Raw genomic sequence first — 26342 nt, forward strand, 5'->3', positions numbered from 1 at the left:
CCCATTGAGAGAGTTTGGCTATATTTGAAAAACTTGTTGGCATGGAGCAATTTTAACTCCCTTGATAACTTAAGAAGTAAACTTTACCATCTTTTAAATTCTCTATCTAATGATACGATTGGATATTTGACAGGATGGTCTGGGATTTTAGAATCTCTATGTCTGTCAGGACTTTAGAAAAATGGTATAACCTCGGTCAGCAAAAACTTGGCCAAACAGGGATTGTAGCAATTTGTTCACGGGTTTACGGTCTTCCACATTGCCGGGGGTAAGGTGAACGTTGAGCAATTCCCCCTCCTCGTTAACCACTAAATGCAGTTTCAAGCCAAAAAACCAGTCTACAGAGGTTTTTCCCCGTGCCGCTAAATTGTCAAACACCCGATGACTACTGATGCGGCGATTATGGCAGACCTGAATTTTGGTGGCATCGACAAACCTAATCCCCGTGCAACGACCAAAACAATGCTTCCAGTAAACGCACAAGGGGATGAGAGTCGAGGGTGTCCAGTCGCCAGTGGACACAAACAGGGTCGAGGTAGAAATGTTGAAAATTACGGTAGTGGTTTTGATGGAAAGCGATCAAGATGGTGATAATTTCGCTTCAAGTCGAGATTTTGCCACGTTTACGAGCTTTATTATCGGGCTAAAGCCTTGTCTGTTCTAATTTAGGTTCAAATACACGGCATCCGTCGTCGACAGGACAGAAAAGAGCTTCTAGACTAGACATAGATGGGTTGGGGGTGCTGAGTTTATATATTTTTCAGCTTACTAGCCCCCGCCTTTTCTTTCCACCCTTATCCCGAACTGACGTTTTTCAGGTTATGGGGTTTACTGTTTGGAAGCTGCCGCAATCGCTTGATTTAAGCGAGTTAATTCTTCCTTAAACTTCGGTTCTTGGGGATAGTTTTTGACTAATTTTTCTAGGATACTTTTGGCTCCAGAAACGTCTTGAGTTTGTAATCTTGTTCCATAAAGAACCAGCATAACTTCCAGATTGTTGGGATATTTTTGATATAACTTTTCTAAAGGTTCTCTAGCTCCGATAAAATCTTTTAACTGTAGGCGAGCTTGGGCCAGTCCTTGCAAAGCAGTGGGGTTATCTGGTTCGCGTTCGAGAATTTTCTCATAACCTTTGACCATTTCTGCTAATTTTTCGGGAGGAATAGTTGCCTCTTGCCCGGGTTGATTGCCTTGGGGGGAATTAGAATTATTATTTTTCCATAAACCTAAAGTTGGCACAATCATTAAAGCCAGAAATACTAAACCGGAGGAAACAATTAAGACTCGTTTGAGCGTATCGTTATTTTTTTGGGGCATACTTTTTAACAATTAGAGATAAGATTAATCAGTAGTAACTCGATGAAATTCGTGACCCCAAAGATTATAAGCCCAAATTCCCAAGCTAAAACTACCTAAGCAGAGGATGGTGAGCATCAGGAAAACTTGCCACCTATTGTAACCTGCTTCCTGAAGTTCTAGACGACCAAGGATAGTGGCGGCTAAGAGGATTAAAACTCGACTAAATACCGCCCACTTGTGGAAGATAAAGACTACCGCCAAAGACCAGCAGAGAATTGATAATACAGCACTAATATCGTTTTTAAACCAACTGCGGAAAAATACCGGCATTAAGTGACTAAACAGGGTTAATCCTAGGGCAATTGAGAGGATAACCCCTACCGCTAGGATATAGATGATGATTTCTAGCCATTCGCTAGTGAGAGTCCAATTCATCTCATCACCGCGGGCAAGTAACCAATCACTCCATGATAAACGCTCATGGGCGATCGACCAGCCAAACACCCCATAGACCGATGGAATCAGAAAAGTAAATAGTATAATGCGCCAAAACATAATCAGTTATCAGTTATCAGTTATCAGTTATCAGATGTAAGTTTTAAGTTATAGCGTTTCCTGTTCGCAAGCGGTACATTATCGATGTTGAAAAGCTTAATCAGCAAAGGTTTAACTGTGCCACCCGGGTGTGAGAAACGCTATAATTAGTTAGTTATTTATTTATCTTCATCTTTATCCCTGATTACTGTTTACTGATTACTGATCACTGATTACTGATCACTGAAAAAAGCCAAGCCTGAACCCTGAAAGAGACGAAAATTGCCCCTTTTCAGACTTCAGGCCTTTGGGATTGTCCCGATCGCTTAGGACATATACTGGATGATAAAGTCGAAGTAGGGGGCTGCTTCCACGGCATCCTCTTGAGTCAAAAGACCTAAAGCGGCCTCTTTGAGACAACGAATCGCCTCCACCATGCCGGGGACGGGAACATTAAGAGAGTTATACATCTCTTTGACCCCGATCAGGCCGGTTTGTTCGATCGGTCCCTTATCTCCGGCTAATACCCCATAGGTAACTAGACGGAGATACCAACCATAATCGCGCAAGCATTGATTATATTGACGCTGACCGTAGGCATTACCCCCCGGCGCTCTATAATCGGGACGTTTCTTGAACAGTTGTTTTTGAGCCTGATCGACGATTTTTTTCTCATTGTCAGCGAGAGTTTCGGCAATGCGAATTCTCTGCTCACCGGTTTTTAAAAATTGCCCGATACCCTGTAGTTCACCACTACTAGGATAACGAAGTTCGTCGTCGGCTTTGAGGATGACTTGGCTAACTACGCTCATAATATCAAGGTAAATTCTGATAACATTCTGTAGTTTATCTCAGGTCGGGGTCTGGAAGTCGAGTCATCGCTGCTGGTTGGGCAATTCCTAAAAATTGTAATATTTCGTTATGAGTTTCCCCGACAGCCCGGTTACTCTCTAGAATGAATGTATTAGTGGTCAGGAGCGAGGAGATGGCAATTGAGATGTCACCGCACACCGATTAACTTGAATCCGATAACTGGTAATTAATATGGAATTTTTAGCACCCTTGCTATTGATAGCTGGCATTCTGGGGTTAAATGGCTTTAAAATTGATCGAGAATACCAGCGTGGTGTTATCTTTCGCCTAGGGCGTTATCAAGACACCAAAGGCCCCGGACTGTACTGGATCATTCCCCTAGTTGACCAAAAAATGCAGCTGGATATTCGCACCAAAACCGTCGATATCGCCCCGCAAGAAACTGTCACCGCCGATAATGTCACAATTAAGGTTAATGCGGTTCTCTACTATCGCATTATCGATCCTAGCAAAGCGATTAATAAAGTCGAATCCTATCCTGCGGCCGTTTACCAAGCGGCCATGACCACTTTAAGAAATGTAGTTGGTCAAAATCATCTCGATGATGTCTTGCAAAAACGAGACAAAATTAATCAAGCGGTTCAACAAATTGTCGATGAAATTAGCGAACCCTGGGGCATTGATATCGAACGGGTGGAGATGAAAGATGTGGAAATTCCCACCGGTATGCAGCGAGCTATGGCCAAGGAAGCGGAAGCATTGCGAGAAAAACGGGCCCGTTTGATTAAAGCTGCCGCAGAACAGGAAGCTTCGCTAAAATTAGCGGAAGCTTCCCGATTAATCATGGAAAATCCCGCCGCTTTGGAATTACGCCGCCTACAAATGTTAACGGAAATTGGAGCGGAAAATAACACCAGTACCGTGATTATGCTTCCCTCCGATATCTTAAATCTCGCTCAAAAATTAACTGAAAAAAAATCATAAAATGGCTCAGTTGTCAATAGCCAAAAGGGTTAATTTTCTCTGGTGTGTTAGGTTGGTTTAACACACCTAAAATTGTTAATTAACGCATGGTGACGAATTCCTCGGCAGCACTGGGATGAATGCCGACAGTGGCATCAAAATCGGCTTTTGTCGCCCCCATTTTTACGGCAATGGCTACTCCTTGAATAATTTCGGCGGCGTGATCTCCTACCATGTGCGCCCCGAGAATTTTACCACTTTCCTGATGGACAACTAATTTCATCAAAGTTTTGTCCTCTCGGCCTGGTAAAACATTGTAACCGGGGCGGAATTTAGACCGATAAATTTTAATTCCCGTGTCACCATATTGTTTTTTTGCTTGCAATTCTGTTAATCCCACCGTCGCCGCTTCAGGAGTAGAAAATACGGCCGAAGGAACATTTTCATAACTCATTAACCGGGGTTTATTACCAAAGACTGTATCGGCAAAAGCTCGCCCCTGATTAATCGCCACGGGGGTTAAATTAATTTTATCGGTACAATCGCCCACGGCATAGATATTATCTTCGCTGGTTTGGCTATACTCGTTGACGACAATTGCCCCGTTTTTGACCTCAACATTGACATTCTCTAAGCCCAATTTTTCCAGCTTAGGAATTCTTCCCGTAGCGGCTAATCCTAGGGCATCAACAAAGAGCATTTCTGAGGTTTCTTTCCCCTGAATATGTACTTTTAAACCCTCATCATTTTTCTCGATCGAAGTGGGGAAAGTTTCGGGCATAATTTTAATTCCCTGACGGATCATTTCTGCTTGAATCTCATCGCGTATATCCTCATCAAACCCTCTTAAAATCTTGTCTTTACGGATTAACTGCACTACTTCTGTCCCTAATCCGTGCATAATACCGGCAAATTCTACCCCAATATATCCTGCCCCTAAAACTATAATTCTTTTTGGTTGTTCTGGCAGTTGAAACATAGCATCAGAAACTACCGTATGTTCGATCCCCGGAATATCGGGTTTAACCGGATGTCCCCCCACGGCAATTAAAATTTTATCGGCAGTAATTTTCTCCTCTCCCACCTCTAGGGTATGGGTATCAAGAAACTTGGCATAATTAGGAAAAAGCGTCACTTGAGAATTATCGAGCATCTTTTGATAAATGCCATTTAAACGGATAGTTTCCTGATTAAGCGCGCTAATTAATTTTTGCCAATTTAACTGACTCTCTACCGGACTCCAACCGTAACCTTCCGCATCCTTAAATAGTTGCGGAAAACGACTAGAATAAACCATTAATTTTTTAGGAATACAACCGCGATTAACACAGGTTCCTCCTAAACGATCATATTCTGCTAATCCCACTTTTGCCCCGTATTCGGCAGCCCGTCTAGCGGTGGCAATACCCCCAGAACCACCACCAATCACGAATAGATCAAAATCATAACTCATAAAAATATCCTCGCAAATAAATAGAAATTTGACGGAATCAAAAAACTTTCAGGGCAAAAAGGAGAGCGAATATCTCGGATCAATCCCTAACTGAATCTATCGAGTAACTAGCACAATATAGTCACTAATGCTGCTAAATTAGAGCCAATTTGACTACTGCCAAGATTTAATTCTATGCTAACACGCCGCTCGAAATTATCTTTTCTCTTGGGGACTTGTTCCCTATTTCTCTGGGTAAACCATCCCGTCACCCTCGCAAACCCCATCAGTCAAGACAATTCCCCCCCTTCCCAGTTTATCTGTCCAGCAGACTTAGCCACCAGGATCGATCGCATTTTGGCCCGACCCGATTATCAAGGCGCTTATTGGGGAATTTTCGTAAAATCCCTTAATTCTCAGGAAAATCTCTATAGTCTCCACGAAAATAACTTTTTTACTCCCGCTTCTACTGCGAAATTATTAACCACTGCTGCCGCTTTCAGCAAATTTAACCGCGATTATCGTCTGAAAACCCCCATTTTAGCCCAAGGCAACCCCCCCGATTTAGAGACTTTAACCTTAGTCGGGAGGGGAGATGCAACCATAACCACAGAAAAGCTAGAAAAATTAGCAGAAAAGTTAAAAGCAAGGGGAATTAACTCAATTTCTCGCTTAATTGTCGTTGCTAGTCCTTTTGTCGTCTCCGATAGTCAAAAAACTTGGGAATGGGAAGATGTCCTTTTTGACTATGCTGTACCCGCTTCTAGCTTGGTTTTAAACGAAAATTCCGTCACTTTAAGGCTTTTACCGCGACAATTGGGGCAAAGCTTAGATTTACAATGGTCTGATCCCATCGCCGCTAAACAATGGCTAATTGAGAATCAAACCAGCACGGCAGCGCAAGGAACCCCGAATACTTTGGCAATTAAGGGCAATTTAGCCAGTAATCGCCTGATTATCACCGGTTCTCTGGCAATCGATAGTCAAGATGATTTTAATTTAGCTATTCCCCAACCCTCGGAGTATTTCCTTGATCGCTGGCGTAATATCCTTGAAAAAGCGGGAATTACCGTTAAAACCGCCGAAATTAGCTCAGAAATTCGCGGCGATGAAATCACCAATTTAGAATCAGAACCCCTAGCATATTTGGTGGAAAAAGTCAATAAAAATAGCGATAATTTACTAGCCGAAACCCTACTACAAATGCTCGGCGGTGTCTCGGGATTGCAAGAAACTTTAACAAAACTGGGAATTAACAGCGATAGTTATAAAATCGGCGATGGTTCGGGGCTATCACGACAAAACCTAATTAAACCCAATACTTTAGGTCAAATTTTACAACTAATGGCAGAAAACCCTGATTATCGTCGTTCTTTAGCCATTGGCGGCGTTGATGGCACTTTAACCAATAGATTTCGCCAGACTCCTCTAGAAGGACGATTACAGGCAAAAACCGGGACTTTAACCGGAGTTATCGCCCTTGCGGGTTATCTAGCAACCGCCGACAATCAACCCCTAATCTTTAGCATAACCGTCAATAACAGCGATAAACCCGCCACCACCCTCAGAAACGGCATCGATGAGGTGATTTTGCTACTAGGACAGTTAAAACGCTGTTAATCTTTAGGAGATAGGGAGATAGGGAGATAGGGAGATAGGGAGATTTCAGCTAAATTCCCCACTACCCCACTTCCCCAACACCCCAACACCCCAACCCGCAACTAATTCGATCGAGCCATTTAATCACAGAAGACTGTATACTTTTGTAAAAATTGCTTCTAGCTGACCTGTAGATTAATCGACGGAGTTATTGATATATGTATATAGTTCAGGTTGCCTCTGAGTGCGCCCCGGTGATTAAAGCCGGGGGATTGGGGGATGTGGTATATGGATTGAGTCGAGAATTAGAAATTCGCGGTCATTGCGTGGAGCTAATCCTACCCATGTATGATTGTATGCGCTACGACCAAATTTGGGGCTTACACGAGGCTTATCGCGACCTGTGGGTGCCTTGGTACGGTGGCGCAATTCACTGTAACGTTTTTTGTGGTTGGGTACACGGGCGCTTGTGTTTCTTTATTCAACCCAATTCGGGGGATAATTTCTTTAATCGCGGTACTTACTACGGTTGTAAGGACGATAATATGCGTTTTGCCTTCTTCTCTAAAGCCGCTTTAGAATTTTTGCTCAGAAGTAATAAACGTCCCGATATAATTCATTGTCACGACTGGCAAACGGGTTTAATTCCGCCCTTACTTTTTGAAATTTATAAATATCATGGTATGGGCAATCAGCGCGTTCTTTACACCATCCATAACTTTAAACATCAAGGATTTGGAGGTGCAGAAATTCTCTGGGCAACAGGATTAAATAACGATACTTACTACTTTAGCTATGCCCGACTGCGCGATAACTTCAATCCTTTTGTGATTAATTTTATGAAAGGTGGAATCGTTTTTGCCAACTATTTCAATACCGTCTCACCTCACCATGCTTGGGAAGCACACCACACCGATGTTAGTTACGGTTTAGGCCATACAATTCACCAGCATCAACACAAATTTACTGGCATTCTCAACGGTTTAGATTACAATATCTGGAACCCGGAAGTGGATAAATTTATTGCTGCACCCTACGGTATTGATAACTTCTCCGAGAAGGCACGCAATAAGAAGGCACTGCGAGAAAGACTCTGGTTAAGAGATGAACCAGAAAAACCCTTAATTTGTTATGTCGGTCGTTTAGATGACCAAAAAGGCGTACATTTAGTTCATCATGCCATGTATTATGCCTTAGCTCGCGGGGCGCAATTTGTCCTACTAGGTTCCGCCACCGAATCGTTAATTAATAACTGGTTCTGGCACGAGAAAAATCACCTAAATAATAACCCTGATGTCCATATTGAATTGGGCTTTAATGAGGAATTATCTCACCTCATTTATGCGGGGGCCGATATGATTGTGGTTCCCAGTAATTTTGAACCCTGCGGACTGACACAAGTAATCGGCTTAAAATATGGAACTGTTCCCATTGTCCGGGGAGTTGGTGGTTTAGTTAATACGGTTTTTGATCGCGATTATGATACCTATCACAAACCGGAAGAACGCAATGGTTTTGTCTTTTTTGATCCCGATAATAATGCCCTCGAATCAGCCATGTCCCGGGCATTAGAATTGTGGTACACTCAACCGGAAGAATTCCAAAAATTAGCGATTCAAGGCATGGAATGCGATTACTCTTGGAATCGCCCCGGGGAAGAATACGTTGCCCTCTATGAAATGATTCGCCACAAATAAGCTTTCTTGTCTCTAGCAATTCCCTGGCAGTTGTCAACAGAAATTCGAGGAATAGATTTGTTGAAATTACTGGGGGAATTGCTTTAGTTTCGACCGACTATTAACCCCACCAACAAACTTTTGGCTCTCTTGGGTTTGGTGGGTAGAATGTATTCTAAGATACAGTCTTCCTAGGGAGAGAGTGGAACGAACCACAAAGACACAAAGTACACAAAGATCGATCGATCCTCTGTAAGTTAAACTTATCACACAGAACCTAGAAGAGCCAAACTTTTTTAGTAAACCCTACCTAGTAAAGCAGAAATGTTAACTTTGCTTGGTATTCTTGGGTGAGGGGATGACTAACTCCCAAAATCTGAAATATGGCTAACATGGCTTTTCTTGCCCCATCCTGACGATATTTTCTACTTTTTCCCACCAGACCGATCAGTTGCTCTAAAGCGGCGGCATAATCTTCTTTTAAGGCGGAATTAATCCCGGTAAAAAATATCGGATCGAGGGGATTATTTTCTGGTTTTAACTGTTGAAATTCTAGGAGAGTTTTCCAGCCTTTAATCGGGGGATTTTCCTCTTTAATAGCACTGATTAATCGGTAAGCATCAGACCATTTTTCTAGACGCATGAGAAATTTTACCGCCATAATAACTAATCGCGGTTCGTCGGGATATTTGGGAAAAAGACGATCAAATAATTGTTTAGCTGCGGGCAAATTATCGAGGGCGATCGCTTCTTGAATTTCTGCTAATCCTGTTTCCAATTCCGATTGTAAATCGAGACGAGAAAATAAGTCTCTAATTTGTTCTTCTGGCAAAGCACCGACAAAACAGGGTAACACTTCTCCCTTGCTGACAATTCGCACATCGGGAACTCCTTCTACATCGTATTGTTCGGCTAATTCGGGATTTTTATCTATATCTATTTTGGCAAGGATAAAATTATATTCGCTTGCCAGTTTTTCCAGCATCGGTTTTACCAATTTACAGGGTCCACACCACAGGGCATAAAAGTCTAAAATTACTGTATTTAGATAGGATTTCTCGATAACTTCACTATCAAAATTTGTCCCATCTACCTCGATAGAATATCCCATCTATTTCTCCTCTAATAACTTATTTTTCAGCTAGTTTTGTCTCACTTACCTCTTTTACCCAAAGGGCTAATCCTCCCCCTCGTCCCCGGGCTGCCATCATTGTTTCTGTGATCAAAAAATAGGCAAAAAATGCCTGTTTTTTGATACTTTCCTGATAAAAATTCGCCTCACTTACCTGGCCATTTCTAATAAAACCTGAATAGAGAGAGCGATTAAATAGGGTTAGGTTGAGCCAGGTGAAATCAAAGGCAAGAAGACGGGTTTTAGGAAAAAACTTAACTGGACCGCTTACAGATAGTTTTACTGCCCCTAAAAATATCTGATTGCTGACAGTTCCAGAGATAAATTCTCCCGGTTCTAAGCTCTCATTTCTTTGGTAAGAGATGGTAATTTTTAACCAGGATGGTAGATAGCGGCCTTTGCCTAAAACAATTCCCGCTCTCTTTTTAGCTTTTTGAGTTCCCGTGATAAAGTATAATCGCCAAGTACCGATCAAAGCCTCAAAAGTAAGATTTTCTTTAGTTTTTTTATTGTTTTTTTCTGTTGCTAAGAGAAATTCCAGCAATTGAGAGACAGGGGGGCGATTATTGTCCTCAAGTATTAGGGGTGAGTCGAGATTTCTAACCATGATTTCAGACAGTGCCAAGATATTTTAGCTGAAGCTACCGAACTCGAAAAAGTGATCGATAAACCGGTTGACCCTTATTATAAGTGGACTTTTCCCTCTCCGTCGCTACGGGGAAAATATTTTCCGCTAACCAGGGGGTTTGATGTTGCCGAACAAAATGGGGATGTGCTTGAAATCTCTCGGTCATTTCCAGGGCGATCGATTCCACATCCGACTGTAAAAAAACCCAGCCCCCAGCTACCATATACTTAGCCAAAGCTATTACTAATTCTGGCTGCACAACCCGACGCTTACTGTGACGCTGTTTAAACCAAGGATCAGGAAATTGAATCGACACCCAAAATAACTTATCTGCGGGCAAAGATTGCAGTAAAATTTCTGGGGCAACGTTCATATTGCCAAAAACAAAAGCGAGATTACTTAATCCTAACCTTTCCCGTTCCTGATTCGCTTCAATTACCAAAGGTTGACGAATTTCAATCCCCAAAAAATTAATTTCTGGCTCTACTTGGGCCATTTGTAACAAAAATTTACCCCGCGCACAACCAATGTCAAGATGGAGAGGTTGCGTCATATCCTGATAAACTTGATTCCAATCGGGGGGAGCGATCGGATGGCGATATTTATGACTTAAGGGATTGACGTGCTGACGAACGCGAACTTTAGCCAAAGATATTTTCTCCTCATTTCTCCTCGATCGATCTAGTTTACCGATATTTAGCCCAATTGCATGCGATGAATTTCCGTTTCGCCATTCTCAGCGATCCTCATATCGCTTTACCCACAACCATTTTGAACCATTCTAATCGCTTTCATCTGGTGGAAGTGAGTATTCCCGCTTTAAAAATTGTTTTAGACCATCTCATCACCCTTAACCTCGATTTTCTGCTGATTGCTGGCGATTTAACCCAAGATGGTGAACCAGAAAATCATCGTTGGTTAGCCGATTGTTTAGCCACTTTACCCTTCCCCGTCTATGTGGTGCCGGGTAATCATGATGTTTTGAGTTTAACCGCAACAGAAAACCAGATCGGTTTAGCAGATTTTCCCTTTTATTATCAACAATTTGGTTACAGCCATCCCGAACAAATATACTACCAAAAAGAAATTTTACCCGGAGTGCAATTAATCGGTCTTAATTCTAATCAATTTGATGACCAAGGTAAACAAATTGGTAGTTTAGATGCAGAACAATTGCATTGGTTAAAACAGACTTTACCAGCGCTAAAAAACGATCTAGTGATGGTGATGATCCATCATAACGTTATCGAGCATTTACCCGGACAAAGCAATCATGAATTAGGTAAACGCTATATGTTGGCTAATGCGGTAGAATTGCTCGATATACTACAGGAAAACGGCGTAAAATTGTTGATTACCGGCCATCTCCACGTGCAGGATCTGGCTTTTACCAGAGGTATCTATGAAATTACCACTGGTTCCCTCGTCAGTTATCCCCATCCCTACCGGGTGCTAGAATATTGCGAAAACACGGGAGAATTAGCCATAGAATCCTTTCATCTGCAAAATATACCCGGATGGGAGAATTTACCCGCTATTTCTCGGCAATGGTTAGGCGATCGCTCTTATCCTTTTATGATGCGTTTGTTAACCTGCCATCCCCTCAATCTTCCCATGAGTCTAGCGGAGGAATTAGCCCCGAAATTACGAAATTTTTGGGCAGATGTGGCCAAAGGTGACACAATCTTCGATTTTAGCGATTTTCCGCCCCTAGTACGCCGTTATTTTTACGCTTTCAGTGCCATCGATCCCCTCGGTAATCCTCATTTTATCGACAATCAAGCTGTAATTAGTTTCAAGCATCAGTTTAGTTATCAGCGCTCAAACTTTCTGCTGGAGATGGGAGAATAGCTGCAACAAATAATTAACTATAGCTTATAGTTATGGTACGCGGCCGCTATCTTGGCAGAAAATATCAAAAAAAATCAATAAAAATAAATGGAAGCACTTAAAAAGGAATTAAAAAAAATCGGTTCTCTTGCCCTCTTTTTTTTCTTGGCTTTCGGTTATATTCTTCTGATCATGAAATTATTTCTGGAAGAGTATTCGATTACCACCTACGTTTTGGGTAAAGCAATTTTAGGCGCGATTCTTGCCGCAAAAACCGTGGCAATTCTCGACGTGGCCCTAAAGCTAGAATGGTTAGAAAATCGTCCCCGTTACGTTAGTGTTCTATATCGAACCTTTGTTTATACCCTAGCAGCACTGATTCTCGGCTCGATCGAGGGTTTTCTGGAAGCTTATCTGGGAACGCGGGTAATTTCGCAGGCAATGGCCAAATTTTGGCAAAGGGAAAGTTTCTCTCAAATCCTTGCGGTTACTCTCTGTCTAGCAGTGGTTTTTTGTCTCCACAATCTCTGGCAAGAAATCGATCGCTATTGGGGTAAAGGCAAATTGAGAAAATTTTTTCTCGGTCGCTCCTAGAGTAGAGCAGTTATCTTAATGGTGAGATAGCAAGTTTTCCTTTTGGGGAGTCGGGAGATAGGATTTAGAGAGATGGGGATTTAGGGAAATTTCAGCTAAATTCCCCACTACCCCCACACCCCACTTAAGAAGTATGTACGATCGCCCTATCTTTCGCGGGCAACCCCTGCTAGGATAAAATACGGGTGAAAAATTGCTAATCCAAGGAGTACAGACGTGATTGAACCTTTAGTGCTAGGCATTACCCTAGGCTTAATTCCCATTACCCTAGCGGGTTTGTTCGTTGCCGCCTATTTACAGTACAAACGGGGCAATCAATTCGGCTTAGACTAAATCTATCACGCCAATCCCCCGAATTGAGACAATCTCCCGTCAAGCTAGGCACTAGACGGGAGATTTTTCAATAGGACAAATTTGCCGCTTAACAGATTGTGGCTGCTGGCGTTGCCATCCCTGCAAAACTCATCTGTCTTCTGGGGAGAGCGCTCGCCAAAAAACCAAAGGCTAGACGGCTGTTAAACTAGGAAAACGAATGACAGTTTCCGTATATTCGGGAACCCATCCGGCGGTACTGGTGAAGTAACGTACTGCTTTAACTCGTTTACTGGCAGTGAGGTGAAACCAGTGTTCGCTATGGGCGGGAACATTGATATATTCTTGAGGTTGAATAGTTAATTCCCCCTGAGAGCCATCGGGAAAGACGAAGCCAAAAACTCCCTCCCCATCAATGATATAACGCACCTCATCGTCAGCGTGGGTGTGACAGCGCTCGAACTTTGCCAGTAAAGTGTCGAGATTGGGAATTTCAGGGTGTAAAACGATTAAATCTCTAGCCTGATAACCCGCTTCTTGCTTTAGTTGCTCAAAATAACCGTCTAAGCTGGTTAAAACTATTTCTTTTTCTTCGTCAGTGAGAGAAGCTTGTTTAAGTAGCTGACGAGTGGCTTCGTTTTCGATCGGCCAATAGTTTAAAGTAACATTTAATTTGGCCAATTCCAGACTAATATCGGCTAACTGGGTATAGGTTGTACCATTCTCTAAGCGTAGTATCGCCATTAGTTATCATCCTCAAGATTACTTTTTCCATTTTAAAGTTTTCCAGAGAGAAGCCGCTCGATTTTTTGCCCCTCGATCCCTTGCCAGTTCCTAGGATTTTCTGCTTAAAAATGCTATTATGGCCTATATATGGGGAATTAGCTCAGTTGGTAGAGCGCTGCGATCGCACCGCAGAGGTCAGGGATTCGAGTTCCCTATTCTCCATTTGCCAGAGATATTAACCGCTTTTTAAGGTTCCAGAAAGATGATCAACCACTGTCAACTTGCCAAAAGCTAAATTTTTCCAGTCCAGAGCGGAGCGCCAAACTAAAACCATTGGGATAATAGTTATTGGTGTAGCGAATCTGGGGATTTTCTTAGTTAATTTTTTGCAGAACTGCTTTGGTATTATCTTTGTTGTTGTCATTAACCACTAGGATTTCATAATCAATTTTATCCTCTCCTAAACCCTCAGATATTATAGAAAACATCTTGGACAATTTTTACCAGATAAGTAAGACGGCTCACCACTACTACCGAATCACTACCCGGATTAGCTATTTAGTCCCTAACAGGAGGGGGAATCGGATGATCGATTTAGGAAGACCTAGTATTTGGCGATCACTAACGAGAGTGGGCGATCGCATAGTAGATAACAAAATGAGCAAAATTATAAAACTCATAAATACTAGGAATTACAGCCAAAAGTAACATTTCATGAAGATATACTTGACAAAATCAACGCGGTCTTAACTTGTCAGGCACGATTCAATCCCTAGATTTTTTGCATAAGTCGAGACAAGATAAGATAGGATGGTTCGGCAGTTTAAGATTGAAAGATGAATGACGAACAAGTAAAAACTTTGTGGAGTGTATCCAGACACATTTAAGGATATGGTTACAGTCCTGACAGCGGAAGTATCCAAACTAAAACTTAAGGAGATGGGAAGTAGATAATTATTGATCGTGCCTTATGCCTAGCTCGAAAAACATTGAGCGAGAGGTGATTATCTTCACCGGAAGAATTCATCAGCAATTTGGAGTAAACCCTAGATAATTTAATTATGATATTCTTTCAACTTCTAGTTATCGCAGCAACCGCACTTGCTATCACTTTTTCCCTTGGCTATGTAATCTTGCGTGCAGTTACTAACTTAACAGTCAAGGAATGTCTGGCACTTGCAGGTGCCTGTGGTATGGCTTTACAGGGAGCGATTGCCTTCCTCGGCTTCCTACTGGGCATTTCAGGGCGTAATTTTTTTATCCTGACCACTGTGGCTCTATTTAGCATAGCTATAGCCTTACTACTGCGGAAGCCAACGAAGACAGAGCCGACTGGGAATTATTCTTGGCTCTACCTGTTGATGGTGTTTTGGACAACGCTAGTTGGCATCCAGTTGTTCGTCCTGATCTATAGTGGTGCTAACTGGTATGGCGACTGGTGGATGCATTACGATATTGCCAAAGTCTACCTAGGACAACAGGCAACTGATACTATTTATTTTAACCGTTACATCATCTCATCTCGCACGCCTTTGTTCAATCTTTTTTCGAGCTACTATCTTGGCCTTTTGGGAAATCAATTTAGTATCTATCAATTAAGCTCAATATTGCCAGAAGTTTTTTTATTAGCAATGATTCCGTTGCTATTGCGCCCCTACCAGGTAACAATAGCAGTTATCCTAGTGGCTTTCAATGGTCATATGAATAGCACCAGCATTTATCCCTGGCCGAAGATACTTGCTTCCTTGTATGTAATTACCGCCATCTATTTTTATCTCGACCTGAGAAAAAATTCTAAGAGGACTTTGTTCTCTCAATCTGCTATTGGTTGGGGTTTAAGCTCTGGATTAGCGATGCTTAGTCACCCATCAACCCTTTTTTATGTAGCCGCTATGGTTGCCGACAATATCTGGATAAACCGCCACAATTTTGTTAACGTATTACGGCAATTATTGGCTCCCCTATCGATAGCATTTGTGACGTTACTACCCTGGATATTGTGGGGCATAAGCGAATATGGCTTGCCAGAATTCTTGCGGGCCTTATCTAACACCACAGGCACGATGACTACCATCGAAAGAGTGATGAATGCCATTGGCAATATAACCAGTACAATTGTGCCTATTCCCCTAGGTAAGGCCTTGATCGGTTTTAATCCAGATAGCCCAATCATAGGACAGATTGGCAATCCATGGCTGAGATTTTATTATAATGTTCTGCCCGGTGCCTTGAACATAACCATAACTTGCCTGCTCTTATTCGAAGGAGTTAGACGATATTTCAGGAAAAGTTCATTGCAGTCTATATTGCCAAATTCACTCTTTTTGTCAGTAATCGTCTTTGGGTTTTTAGGTGGTTGCCTGCTGCAACAAGGCTTTAACACTGGCGGTCTAGTTGGTGAGAGCATGACTCCCATAGTGTTTCTCCTCTTGTTAGTTGCCAGTGAATACTTTTATGATCTAGGTGTTAAGTTCCGCCAACTGTTCTTGCTGATGCTTACGGGCGAATTCTTGATTTCCCGTGGAATTCACTTAGTTTTTCTGGGAATAGGGCATCCCTTTATTTGGGATGACAATTTGAGTCTAAAAAACGAGAAAAACCTTGTCTTTGCCAGAGATCTTATAGCAACTCCCTGGCCGGGTTTTCTGATTACTACATTGTCCTTTATAGTATTATTAGTAATTGGATTGAAAGCCTGTTCAAGAGAACAACGCACTTCTAATTAGGTTAGTTAACAGGTAGGGGGACAGAATCTCATCAAATCTTTGATCAAGCGATTGGCAAAATTATCGCTTTAGATTTTCGGAGGCGATGGGATTCTGAATTAAAATTACCCCGACTTAAGCAAAACTGTTTATAAGTGGCATCGCTAATGGCAAAAGCCCAAGAAGCATCTATAGCAGTTTTCATCAGAATGAGGTATGGGCAAGGGGCTTAAACCCCTTGTTGGCAAAACTTGTCGATACCTCAGTAACGTGAAAAGCGCTATAAACCAATTTTTAACCAATCAATAATAGGCAAATTTGCCAGAAAAAAGTAGGCGGTAATGATAATTAGTATTCCCTTGACGACTACGGGTGATTTGAGAGATTTTTTCTGCATAATTGTTCAGTTAAAAAATACCTTTTAATTCCTTTTCATAGGTGTGAATCCAATCAAAAATATCTTGGATTAATTTGCTACCATCTCGCTGGGGTTGCCATCCAGTTATAGAACTGATTTTGCGAAAATCAGTGATAAAAATTGGCATATCTCCGGTGCGATTTTCGGGAATTGCCTCAATCATTATATTATTGCCCGTGATTTCTTGACATAGTTTTGTGGTTTCATAAAGAGACAAGGAAAAATCTTGCCCACCCCCCACATTAAAAGTCTGCCCTTTGAATTGTTCTAAATTAGCAATCTGAATATCGATTAAATCGAGTAAATCAGCTACATGAAGAAAATCTCTAACCTGTTTCCCTGTACCCCCATAACCGATATATTTTAAGGACTTCTGAAAGTAATGATTAGCTACCCAAAGGGCAAAAACTCCCTGATCAACTTTTCCCATTTGCCAAGGACCAGTTAAAACTCCACAGCGATTAATTAAAGTTCTTAATCCGTAGGCATCCCCATATTCATTAATAATCAGTTCCGATGCTAACTTAGTGGAACCGTAGAGAGAACGGGGCAAATCTAAGGGAAACCGTTCACTGATACCAAAAGCAGAAACCCCGGGTAAATCTTGCTGTTCAGATAACTGAAAACGAGTATCTTTTTCTGTATAGTTTAACTGATTAAGATAGGCGATGGGATAAACTCTGCTGGTGGAGAGAAAAATAAAATCAGCTTGGGTTTGTCTAGCTAATTCTAAACAGTTAATCGTTCCAATTAAGTTAGTTTGCAAGACATAGCCGGGGGAAGTATAACCGGCTAAAACGGAAGGTTCTGCCGAACATTCTAGGATTAAATCCACTGGCAAAGCGGATGCCTCTAAGTCTTCCGCATTTCTGACATCTCCATGAACAAACTCAATTCCCGCTTGTTTAAGACGGGGAATATTTAATTCAGAACCGCGACGTTTTAAGTTATCTAAAGCGGTGATTTTCCAGTCGGGATAACGTTGGGCTAATCCCAAACCTAAAGAACTGCCCACAAAACCCGCACCACCAGTAATTAACACTTGTCTAGTCATCAAAAATACTCCTCTAGATAAGTAATTATCTAGCCACTTGATTCTTTTTCTGTTTGCGCTTATAGTCGCCTCTAGAAAGGTGTTTTTCTAACCAGATAGAGAGAACTATAAATAAATAACGACTGCCCATTTCCTTGAGTTTTAACTTGGAAATCCCCGTGGTACGATTGCGCCAAGTGATGGGAATTGTCGTGTAGGAATATCCTCGCACGATCGCTTTTAAGGGCATCTCTACTGTTAAGTTAAAATGGTGAGATAGTAGAGGTGAGATTCCTTCGATAACCTCCTTCCGATAGATTTTAAAGGCGTTAGTGGTATCATTAAATTTTAGCCCAAATAAAACTTGAATGAATAGATTAGCCAAACGATTGACGAATAACTTGTGCCTGGGATAATCAATAACTTTTCCTCCTTTGATAAAACGAGAACCAAAAACGCAATCGTAGCCTTCTTGGAGTTTATAATAATAGTCCACCATGTTATCGGGAGAGTCGGAATTATCTGCCATTACTACTGCCACTGCATCCCCGCTAAAATTTTCTAACCCACAGCGCACCGCAAAACCAAAACCGTTGGGATAATAGTTATTGATGTAGCGAATCCGAGGATTTTCTTGGTTGATTTTTTGCAGAACTGCTTCGGTGTTATCTTTGCTATTGTCATTAACCACTAGGATTTCATAATCAATTTTATCCTCTTCTAAACGTTCAGATATTAAGTGAGTAGTGCTTTCGATGCAATCTTCTTCGTTGTAAGCAGGAATAACTATTGATAGGGTTTTTAACCCATGGTTATCACTTGACTGACGTGGGTGAGAGTAACCGTCCATCTCAAAAGCTGGTGCTAATCCTTCGGGATAGTACATTTCTGTCTCATTAGTCTTATTCTTGGGTTTAAAAACTAGGCTATCACTGGCGACATAATTAATACTAGCCCCCACTAAAACCCCAATCATTGTGTTAACTCCGGGGCTAATTCCTAACCAGTTTAAGAAGGGAAATATCAAAAAAACTCGCAGTAAAACTGCTAAACCTGCCGAGAGATGATAGAGAGGAAGTTGTATCAAAATCACATCTCTAATTGTCCAATCTCCCCCAGTCCACACCCAGATTCTATAGATAAAGAAACTAGCAATTAAAGATATTTCTATAGAGATAACGTTGGCAACATTTTTCAGAAATGGGGTATTGAATCCCAAGTCATCAATGAACCAATAAATTAAGAATAAGTTGATTAGAAATGCCACTCCCCCAGCAATGAGAAATCGGAAAATTTTATTGTTGTAGATTTTAGTTAACATAATAGTCTCTTAAAACATGATCTGGTTTAGTTTTTCTAGGTCAATATTGCGATTAATAACATTATTAATGTCCTCTGGTTAACTAATTAACAGAGTCCCTCAATTACTAGCAGTATATTTTGCTAAAAATCACTTTGGTAACGAGGGAAAACTAGCAGATGATAAAAATTGACCAGAATAATTCTTGATTTACCCTAAGTCCAACGGCTAACGTTTTGACTAAAAATCTCTTTGAGAATATCTGTTACTGTGTAGGTTAACTGCCAATCAGGATAATGATTTTTAAACTTACTCACATCAGAAATCCACCAGATATGATCACCAATACGATTAGTCTCTACATACTGCCAGTTTAACTTTTTATCCGCAATCGCTTCACATTCTTGAATAGCTTCTAACATGGAACAATTACTAAAGCGACTACCACCGATATTATAAACTTCTGCTACTCGCGGGGTCTGATAAAAATGATAAAAAGCATTGACGAGATCGTAACTATGAATGTTATCGCGTACCTGCTTACCCTTATACCCATAAATACTGTATTCTTTGCCGATCATCGTACATTTCATTAAGTAGGATAAAAAACCGTGTAATTGCGTTCCTGAATGACTTGGACCGGTTAAACAACCGCCACGAAAAGAGGCAGTTTTCATCTCAAAATAACGCCCGTATTCCTGTACTAACACATCCGCTGCCACTTTCGACGCACCGAACAAAGAATGTTTACAAGCATCAATACTCATCAACTCGTCAATACCTTGAGCAAAATAAGGATGATTTTCCGAGATTTCCCAACGTAATTCTTTTTCTACTAAAGGCAATTCATTCGGTCTATCCCCGTAAACTTTATTAGTGGAACAGAAAATAAATACTGCTTGGGGACAGTGTTGACGAGTATTTTCTAATAATACTAAAGTTCCGTTAGCATTGACACTAAAATCCATATAGGGATCCTTAGCTGCCCAATCGTGGGAAGGTTGCGCCGCCGTATGGATAATTAAGGATATATCATGACTATAGGTTTTAAAGATAGCTGAAATAGCTTCATGATCGCGAATATCTACAGCATGGTGAATGTATTTATCCCCGTAATCTTGCGATAATTTGGCTCGATTCCACTCCGTTGAAGCGTCTTCGCCAAAAAATACCTGACGCATATTATTATCAATTCCAACGACGGTATAACCCTTGTCACAAAAAAATCTGACTGATTCGGAACCGATTAAACCAGCAGAACCGGTTACTAGAACTATCGCCATAACTATATCCTGAATTTTTTGCCTAGTTGTTCAGAAATTTCCCAAGTTGAGAAAACTTTCCCCGACTTTACTAGATATGTTCGCCTTTGTCAATTAAACAGGAGGAGATTACCTCTAATAACTGCGGCAATTCCCTCAAAAATGATCGTCTTATCCACTAGGAGCGATTTAATGGCCTTTTCTTGCCAGTAATCCCTAATTAAGTCCCCATCTCCCCCTGTTAAAATTATCCTGCTCTCTGGATATAAATTTAACCATTCCAGAGTGAATTTTTCTATTCCCGCCAAAATTGTATAAATTATCCCACTTCTTATCCCTTCTGCTGTTTCTTTTGCCCAGATCTGGGGTAATCTTTCCGGTAAGGACACCTCTGGTAAGGCTGCCGTCCGTTCCCTTAAACTGGCTAATTGCAGCTTTAACCCGGGTAAAATTGCTCCCCCCACTAGCTTTTTATCCCCATCCACTCCCGTAAAAGTTAAGGCTGTTCCCCCATCGATGACTAAACAGGGAAATCCGTATTTTTTTCCGGCACCTAAGACAGCTAAAGCTCGATCAATGCCGAATGTTGGATATAAATCCAGTAAAGGAATATCTTTTAAAGTAATTATCCGTAAATTGCCATAATTTGCCCATAATTCTCTTTGGCTAGGAACCACAGAAGCGACAACCAATTCACAGTTACACTTATTTGTCAAGAGTTTAGGGAAAATTTGTTGCAAAAATTCATCACTTAGGGGTTCGTTCAGGTGAGGAGTATCAAGACAAGCTAACAGGGTTTGACCGCGAAAATATCCCCAATGTAGCCGAGAATTGCCGATCATCAACCCTATCCAGTCAGTATCTTGCTCAGTCATTTAGTTAGTGGGAAGTATTTTCAGTGAACAGTGAACAGTAATCAGTAATCAGTAATCAGGGATCGGTAAACAGTAATCAGTGAATCTAAAACTCACATCTGATCACTGATAAGGCTGATATTCGGGAGAATTATCTAGAAATCATGACAAAAGTTTTTTAATGGTTAAACAGACAAGAGAATAAGATAACCTAGGTATAGAATTTAACAAAAAATCTGGTTAACGGACATTGATCAAGTCGATAGCACAGTGTCAAACGAGTTCTTTTCCCGCTCAGGTATGGCAATTAGATCACGGCTTAACCGTAATTCATCAGTACTTACCCGTGACTCCTGTGGTGGTAGTAGATGTGTGGGTGAAAGCAGGTGCGATCGCTGAACCCGACCCATGGTTAGGTATGGCCCATTTTCTTGAACACATGATCTTTAAGGGGACGAAAAAACTTCCCCCTGGACTCTTTGACTATTTAATCGAAAATTGTGGCGGCATGACCAACGCTGCCACCAGTCACGATTACGCACACTTCTATCTCACCACCAGTGTGGATCAAATTGAACATACCTTACCCCATCTCGCCGAAATTCTCCTCCATGCTGAGATTGACGATGAGGAATTCTATCGGGAAAAAGATGTAGTTTTAGAAGAATTACGGGCCTGTTATGATGATCCCGATTGGATTGCCTACCAAACCCTCTGCGGAAGTATCTATCAAAACCATCCCTACGGACGCTCTATTCTAGGGGATCAACCCTGTTTAGAGCAATTAACCCCCAATCAAATGCGCTGTTTCCATCGCACCTATTATCAACCGGAAAATATGTGTGTGGCGATTATCGGGGGAATTGAACCCCAAGCCGCTTTAGAAATTATCCGGCAATCTTTTCGGGAATTTCCCGTCCCCTCGGAATCCCCCTCCCATCTAGTAGCTGCCGAACCCCCCCTGATCGAAATTCGTCGTTCCCAAGTATATTTACCCCACTTAGAACATTGTCGCCTCTTGATGGGATGGATGGGACCAGGATGCGATCGCCTAGAAGATGCCTTTGGATTAGACTTGATTTCGGTAATTCTTGCCGGGGGACGCTGTTCGCGGTTAGTGCGACAGCTGCGGGAAGAAGCGCAAATCGTCCTCGATATTAACAGTAATTTTTCCCTGCAACGAGATTCCAGTCTCTTTACCATCGGCGCTTGGCTATCTAGCTCACAAATCGAGACAATTGAAGGCATTATCTGTGAACATCTTCAATCTCTGCACGATGATCCCGTCACCCCCGCAGAATTACACCGCACTCAACAGTTATTAGCTAACGATTATATTTTCTCCACAGAAACCCCGGGCCAATTAGCGGGACTTTATGGATATTATCAAACCCTGAGAGCTGCCGACCTAGCAACGATCTATCCCCAAGTTATCCAAAGTTTGCAACCGTCAGATCTACAGCGTCTCGCTCGTCAGTATCTCTCCCCGGAGCGATATGCTATTACAATAATGCAACCCTGTGAATAAACGATGTCCGCTTCCCCCATTCACCGCTTAACCTTAGAAAATGGCATCACTCTTTTAGTGGTGGAAAATACGGCCGTGGAGTTGGTTGCAGGGAGGATTTTTCTCAAAAATGCGGGTACTCGGTGGGAAAAAACCGAAAAAGCGGGTTTATTTCGTCTTTTAGCCGTGCTGCTCACCAAAGGTACAGAAAAGTTATCTTCCCTAGAAATTGCTGATCGCGTTGAGTCCACGGGGGCCGGTTTAAGTGCGGACACGGGGACCGATTATTTTGTGGTTAGTTTAAAGACCGTTACCAAGGATTTTTTAGATATATTGCGTCTAGCGGCGGAAATTATTCGTTTTCCCAGTTTTCCCCCTCCAGAAATCGAATTAGAGAAAAATCTCACCCGTCAAAGCATTCGCTCTCAATTGGAACAGCCTTTTAATGTCGCTTTTAATCAATTACGCGCAGCTATGTACCCCGATCATCCCTATGGTATGTCTTTATTGGGTACGGAGGCAACGGTTTCTCAATTGCAACGGGAGGATATGCAGGCCTATCATAGTCGCTTTTTCCGTCCCGATAACCTGGTGATTAGTCTTTCTGGTCGTATTACCCTAGAGGAAGCAGTAAAAGCAGTGACGGAAATTTTTGGCAGTTGGTCAATTCCCGATCTTCCTTTATCTAGTTTACCCCCGGCCGCTTTTGATTTTCAGCCTACCTGTTTAACTACCGTCCAAGCTAGTCAACAGGCGATCGTTATGTTAGGATACCCCGGGTCTTCTGTACAAGAGGATGATTATCCCGTTTTAAAATTATTGAGTACCTATCTGGGGAATGGGTTATCTAGTCGTTTATTCGTGGAATTGCGAGAAAAACGGGGATTAGCCTACGATGTTTCCGCTTTTTATCCCACCCGTCTCGATTCTTCCCAATTTGTCATTTATATGGGAACTGCACCCCAAAACACAGCCATGGCCCTGTCGGGATTGCGTCAGGAAGCAGAAAGGTTATATAAAGTAACTTTGAGTGAGGAGGAGTTACAGTCAGCTAAAAATAAGTTATTGGGTCAATATGCTCTCGGTAAACAAACTAACGCCGAAATCGCTCAATTATACGGTTGGTATGAAAGCTTAGGTTTGGGGATTGAATTCGATCGCACTTTCCTGGATTCTATTAATCAGATTACTCCCGAACAAGCGCGATCGGTAGCCAGTAAATATTTTCAAAATCCTTACATTTCCCTAGTCGGCCCAGAAAATGCGATCGCAGAAATTCTCTAGTAAGAGCAAAAAGCGGCAATAGTTTTTTATTGCCGCTTCTATTTCTGATTAACTCCCCGGGTGGGATTCGAACCTACGACCAATCGGTTAACAGCCGACCGCTCTACCACTGAGCTACCGAGGAAGGCTACTCACAATTAATAATTATAATCATAAGTCCCTCAATAATGCAAGTGCTTTCTGGATTTTTTCTCAAAAAAATTTCCGGTGCTGGTAGCGGTGGGCAGAGAATCAACTATTGTGGAGATAAGGACACCATTAAGTCTAGTCTATGCTTGCCCATCACCGCCGTCCCGTTTCCTTCTGTCTGCTCTCGACAGATCTACCCATCCTCTCCTCTTTAGACACTGCCGCTACCCTCTACCAAAAGGATCGCCACCGGTTTCATCTTCTCCTCAATCAACCCCCAGTCGCTCTCGCAGAAATAGAGACACTTAAACCCAAAAATAATCAAAATAAATTAATTTGGCTAGAAATTTCGGCCAATCGGGTAATTATGACCATGCAGGGCCAGGGAAGATTCGCCTATCGTCATTTTTGGGAACAAGGGGTTTTTGGTGTCAGTCGCTTCTGGTTAAATGCCGAAAGTTCTCAACCGGGTTACGCTTTTCGCGTCCGCAACTATACCCGTAGTCTCCAATTAGAGGGGAATAATTTCCCCGAATATTTGCGTCTAGAGTACGAATTATGGTCAGATAACTTGATTTTAGGTCATTATGTCCTTCATTTGCAAGTACACCAATAAATAGGGTCGGCTGAATAGAGCTAAAAACATTGTTGGAGAATACTTTTAGACTTTTTGTCCTCAAAAAGTGCCAGCCGGTGGCAAAATTTAGGCACTTTTTTCCCGAAAATTAGGTAATTGTCGGGTGGATTGAAGACTTAGTGCTACACTTCCCGAAACGTCGATTTTATTTGAGCTTGTTGTTAGGAATCCACTTAAAAGAGGTTGTTTAATCTGGCTAATATGCTCTTGGGTATGATATGGGGAAAAGTTCCGGCGATTGCAGTAAAATGGGGGAATATGCCGAAAGTTTCCACCTATCGTTACTCTGGAGAGTGTTAGACAGAAAGTTTCTGTATAATATGTAGTTATCCGAAAGACATGATGCAGACCATCGACAACGCATGGCGAGCGTTGACGAACGACGCACCGCCAATCGCGCATGACCTTCGAATCACATGTGGACCACGATGGGTTCGGTTTCATTCTCTACCTGAATCGAAGCGTTACGCAGAATCGGACCAAGAGTACTGCGAAATACTGAAGCGTCACGATGCAATAGTTAGCACCTTCGCTGCCGACGGTGATTTGCTTCACTTGCTTACCGCTGGGTACTCGGCGACTCCATCTCCAGAGCGTTCCTATACTGAACTTGATACGCTCGACCCAAATGCAGAACCTTGGCGGTCCGTGCAGATTGAAGAAGCATGGTACTATCATGTCTTTCGCTCGACTTTCCGATGGTCGACCGGTGCAGCACATCCGATCCTTAGGCTGGTAGCTGATGATATTGTTCGTGAAGTCGTCTTTGTTGCAGAAGACGGTCGATGGGCGTATCATCCATACGATGGAGGCGGTGACTTGATTTGTCCCGACGCAGAGACTCGCAATGAATTAGCCGCGAGATATCGTGAATGGCTATCAGACCACCCGCTTGGACTGTGATCCGGATAACAAAATGTTGGACCGAAGCCCCCGACGGTCCGTTTCGAAATGGAAGCCGTGTTGGCGGGGGCTCGGTCAACATGGGCGTTCGCCAACCAGCCATGATTCTTCGCATCTTTCGTGTCGAGATTGATCCATCAACCCGTTCCGCTTTTGAGGCCGGGTTTCGATCCCTGTCCGTCGATGCAGTGCGATCGCTATCGCCGTAGGGTGCGTTCCCTAATGCAAGTCCTGCTACTCCAGAGATCGCTTGTGGGGAACGCACCATGCACATTGATTGCAGCTGTCAGTGGGATGCCGAAGAACGTAGTGTGATCGCCGTTATCTTCTTGATTAAACTTTAAAACTGCCATTGCTTGGGATAGGAACGTCACTGGCGATCGCTTTTTGGGGATAAGGAGTGCGATTGCTGATCTTGTCGTTTAGGTCGAGGTAACAAAACCCAACAAGCTTTGTTATAATATTTTTGTGGCTCTTCGTTACCCTTTATGCTAAATCAACAGACAAGATGCCAAGACAACATACTTCTAACCCAAAAATTCCGAAAGTTTCCACCTATCGTTACTCTGAGGACTGTTAGACAGAAAGTTTCTGTATAATCAATAGTTAGCCTATAAAGTCATGGAAAAATATCTTTTATACAAGAAACTACTGAGTGATGGTTTGCGAAAAAAGGCAAACATCATCGCCAACGAATTGGTTTTATATTGGAAAGAAACGAATGATAATAATTTATTAAATGAAATTTTAAATGATGGTGAAAGTAACAATA

The 26342-nt window shown here is 42.1% G+C and carries 23 protein-coding genes, 2 tRNA genes and 4 pseudogenes; 14 read left to right on the forward strand and 15 right to left on the reverse strand.

Annotated elements, in window-relative coordinates:
* Positions 1-177: pseudogene (locus IM473_RS13150) on the forward strand (IS630-like element ISMae27 family transposase); the annotation flags it as partial.
* 9 nt (positions 178-186) lie between these two features.
* On the opposite strand, the pseudogene IM473_RS13155 reads toward IM473_RS13150, so the two are convergent.
* The 4 genes and pseudogenes from IM473_RS13155 to IM473_RS13170 all read right to left on the reverse strand — a co-directional run.
* Positions 187-727 (reverse strand): annotated as a pseudogene (locus IM473_RS13155) (transposase); the annotation flags it as partial.
* Positions 728-828: 101 nt separating this feature from the next.
* Positions 829-1317, reverse strand: coding sequence for a tetratricopeptide repeat protein (locus IM473_RS13160; RefSeq protein WP_287657609.1), 489 nt, complete (start codon positions 1315-1317; stop codon positions 829-831).
* 24 nt (positions 1318-1341) lie between these two features.
* On the reverse strand, positions 1342-1854 hold the full coding sequence (locus IM473_RS13165; RefSeq protein WP_287657610.1) for a hypothetical protein: 513 nt from the start codon (positions 1852-1854) through the stop codon (positions 1342-1344).
* Positions 1855-2159: 305 nt separating this feature from the next.
* Positions 2160-2645: an allophycocyanin subunit alpha-B gene (locus IM473_RS13170; RefSeq protein WP_002759464.1), complete on the reverse strand. Its 486-nt coding sequence runs from the start codon at positions 2643-2645 to the stop codon at positions 2160-2162.
* 232 nt (positions 2646-2877) lie between these two features.
* Between IM473_RS13170 and IM473_RS13175 the strand changes: the two genes are divergently transcribed.
* On the forward strand, positions 2878-3630 hold the full coding sequence (locus IM473_RS13175) for a slipin family protein (RefSeq protein ID WP_002745305.1): 753 nt from the start codon (positions 2878-2880) through the stop codon (positions 3628-3630).
* Between the two features lie 79 nt (positions 3631-3709).
* On the opposite strand, the gene gorA is transcribed toward IM473_RS13175, so the two are convergent.
* Positions 3710-5062, reverse strand: a complete 1353-nt coding sequence (gorA, locus tag IM473_RS13180) for a glutathione-disulfide reductase (RefSeq protein ID WP_287657611.1) — start codon at positions 5060-5062, stop codon at positions 3710-3712.
* Between the two features lie 174 nt (positions 5063-5236).
* Here gorA and dacB point away from each other — a divergent pair, with 174 nt between their 5' ends.
* Positions 5237-6661 carry a D-alanyl-D-alanine carboxypeptidase/D-alanyl-D-alanine endopeptidase gene (gene dacB, locus IM473_RS13185; RefSeq protein WP_287657612.1) on the forward strand — a complete coding sequence of 475 codons (1425 nt, stop codon included), beginning with the start codon at positions 5237-5239 and terminating at the stop codon, positions 6659-6661.
* Positions 6662-6858: 197 nt separating this feature from the next.
* A complete protein-coding gene (glgA, locus tag IM473_RS13190; protein WP_287657613.1) occupies positions 6859-8337 on the forward strand; it encodes a glycogen synthase GlgA in 1479 nt (492 codons plus the stop codon).
* Positions 8338-8626: 289 nt separating this feature from the next.
* Here glgA and IM473_RS13195 read toward each other — a convergent pair whose 3' ends face one another.
* Genes IM473_RS13195 through trmB form a run of 3 tightly spaced genes read right to left on the reverse strand, consistent with a single transcriptional unit; the run spans position 8627 to position 10725 of the window.
* Positions 8627-9427, reverse strand: coding sequence for a tetratricopeptide repeat protein (locus tag IM473_RS13195; RefSeq protein WP_287657614.1), 801 nt, complete (start codon positions 9425-9427; stop codon positions 8627-8629).
* A 19-nt stretch (positions 9428-9446) separates the two neighbouring features.
* On the reverse strand, positions 9447-10055 hold the full coding sequence (locus tag IM473_RS13200) for a hypothetical protein (protein WP_287657615.1): 609 nt from the start codon (positions 10053-10055) through the stop codon (positions 9447-9449).
* 34 nt (positions 10056-10089) lie between these two features.
* Positions 10090-10725 carry a tRNA (guanosine(46)-N7)-methyltransferase TrmB gene (gene trmB / locus IM473_RS13205; protein WP_287657617.1) on the reverse strand — a complete coding sequence of 212 codons (636 nt, stop codon included), beginning with the start codon at positions 10723-10725 and terminating at the stop codon, positions 10090-10092.
* 65 nt (positions 10726-10790) lie between these two features.
* Between trmB and IM473_RS13210 the strand changes: the two genes are divergently transcribed.
* The 3 genes from IM473_RS13210 (at position 10791) to petG (ending at position 12833) form a co-directional block, all read left to right on the forward strand.
* A complete protein-coding gene (locus IM473_RS13210) occupies positions 10791-11927 on the forward strand; it encodes a metallophosphoesterase family protein (RefSeq protein ID WP_287657618.1) in 1137 nt (378 codons plus the stop codon).
* 87 nt (positions 11928-12014) lie between these two features.
* Positions 12015-12500, forward strand: coding sequence for a hypothetical protein (locus IM473_RS13215; RefSeq protein ID WP_287657619.1), 486 nt, complete (start codon positions 12015-12017; stop codon positions 12498-12500).
* A gap of 216 nt (positions 12501-12716) precedes the next feature.
* A complete protein-coding gene (petG, locus tag IM473_RS13220) occupies positions 12717-12833 on the forward strand; it encodes a cytochrome b6-f complex subunit V (RefSeq protein WP_004162585.1) in 117 nt (38 codons plus the stop codon).
* Between the two features lie 171 nt (positions 12834-13004).
* On the opposite strand, the gene IM473_RS13225 is transcribed toward petG, so the two are convergent.
* On the reverse strand, positions 13005-13556 hold the full coding sequence (locus tag IM473_RS13225) for a 1,2-dihydroxy-3-keto-5-methylthiopentene dioxygenase (RefSeq protein ID WP_287171041.1): 552 nt from the start codon (positions 13554-13556) through the stop codon (positions 13005-13007).
* Between the two features lie 131 nt (positions 13557-13687).
* On the opposite strand from IM473_RS13225, the gene IM473_RS13230 reads away from it, so the two are divergent.
* Positions 13688-13760: transfer RNA gene (locus tag IM473_RS13230), tRNA-Ala, on the forward strand.
* A 68-nt stretch (positions 13761-13828) separates the two neighbouring features.
* On the opposite strand, the pseudogene IM473_RS13235 reads toward IM473_RS13230, so the two are convergent.
* Positions 13829-14017 (reverse strand): annotated as a pseudogene (locus IM473_RS13235) (glycosyltransferase); the annotation flags it as partial.
* Positions 14018-14599: 582 nt separating this feature from the next.
* On the opposite strand from IM473_RS13235, the gene IM473_RS13240 reads away from it, so the two are divergent.
* Positions 14600-16264, forward strand: a complete 1665-nt coding sequence (locus IM473_RS13240) for a hypothetical protein (protein ID WP_287657620.1) — start codon at positions 14600-14602, stop codon at positions 16262-16264.
* A gap of 386 nt (positions 16265-16650) precedes the next feature.
* On the opposite strand, the gene IM473_RS13245 is transcribed toward IM473_RS13240, so the two are convergent.
* From IM473_RS13245 to IM473_RS13260, 4 genes and pseudogenes are all read right to left on the reverse strand, one after another.
* Positions 16651-17715, reverse strand: a complete 1065-nt coding sequence (locus IM473_RS13245) for an NAD-dependent epimerase/dehydratase family protein (RefSeq protein WP_287657622.1) — start codon at positions 17713-17715, stop codon at positions 16651-16653.
* A gap of 25 nt (positions 17716-17740) precedes the next feature.
* Positions 17741-19015 (reverse strand): glycosyltransferase, encoded by a 1275-nt coding sequence (locus IM473_RS13250; RefSeq protein WP_287657623.1) that lies wholly within the window; start codon positions 19013-19015, stop codon positions 17741-17743.
* A gap of 194 nt (positions 19016-19209) precedes the next feature.
* On the reverse strand, positions 19210-20277 hold the full coding sequence (locus IM473_RS13255; protein ID WP_287657624.1) for an NAD-dependent epimerase/dehydratase family protein: 1068 nt from the start codon (positions 20275-20277) through the stop codon (positions 19210-19212).
* Positions 20278-20347: 70 nt separating this feature from the next.
* A pseudogene (locus tag IM473_RS13260) lies at positions 20348-21131 on the reverse strand (pantothenate kinase).
* 229 nt (positions 21132-21360) lie between these two features.
* Here IM473_RS13260 and IM473_RS13265 point away from each other — a divergent pair.
* A complete protein-coding gene (locus tag IM473_RS13265; RefSeq protein WP_287657626.1) occupies positions 21361-22638 on the forward strand; it encodes a M16 family metallopeptidase in 1278 nt (425 codons plus the stop codon).
* 3 nt (positions 22639-22641) lie between these two features.
* The gene (locus tag IM473_RS13270) at positions 22642-23901 is read left to right on the forward strand and encodes a M16 family metallopeptidase (protein ID WP_287657627.1); all 1260 of its coding nucleotides are present in this window, start codon (positions 22642-22644) and stop codon (positions 23899-23901) included.
* A gap of 52 nt (positions 23902-23953) precedes the next feature.
* Here the strand turns inward: IM473_RS13270 and IM473_RS13275 are convergent.
* Positions 23954-24025, reverse strand: a tRNA-Asn gene (locus IM473_RS13275).
* A gap of 147 nt (positions 24026-24172) precedes the next feature.
* Here IM473_RS13275 and IM473_RS13280 point away from each other — a divergent pair.
* From IM473_RS13280 to IM473_RS13285, 3 genes are all read left to right on the forward strand, one after another.
* A complete protein-coding gene (locus tag IM473_RS13280; RefSeq protein ID WP_287657628.1) occupies positions 24173-24646 on the forward strand; it encodes a hypothetical protein in 474 nt (157 codons plus the stop codon).
* Between the two features lie 363 nt (positions 24647-25009).
* Positions 25010-25570, forward strand: a complete 561-nt coding sequence (locus tag IM473_RS22745; protein WP_502845929.1) for a DUF3885 domain-containing protein — start codon at positions 25010-25012, stop codon at positions 25568-25570.
* Positions 25571-25650: 80 nt separating this feature from the next.
* The gene (locus tag IM473_RS13285; protein ID WP_287657629.1) at positions 25651-25779 is read left to right on the forward strand and encodes a hypothetical protein; all 129 of its coding nucleotides are present in this window, start codon (positions 25651-25653) and stop codon (positions 25777-25779) included.
* Positions 25780-26342: the final 563 nt, after the last annotated feature.

The organism is Microcystis sp. M015S2 (genome assembly GCF_020245945.1).
GTDB lineage: Bacteria > Cyanobacteriota > Cyanobacteriia > Cyanobacteriales > Microcystaceae > Microcystis.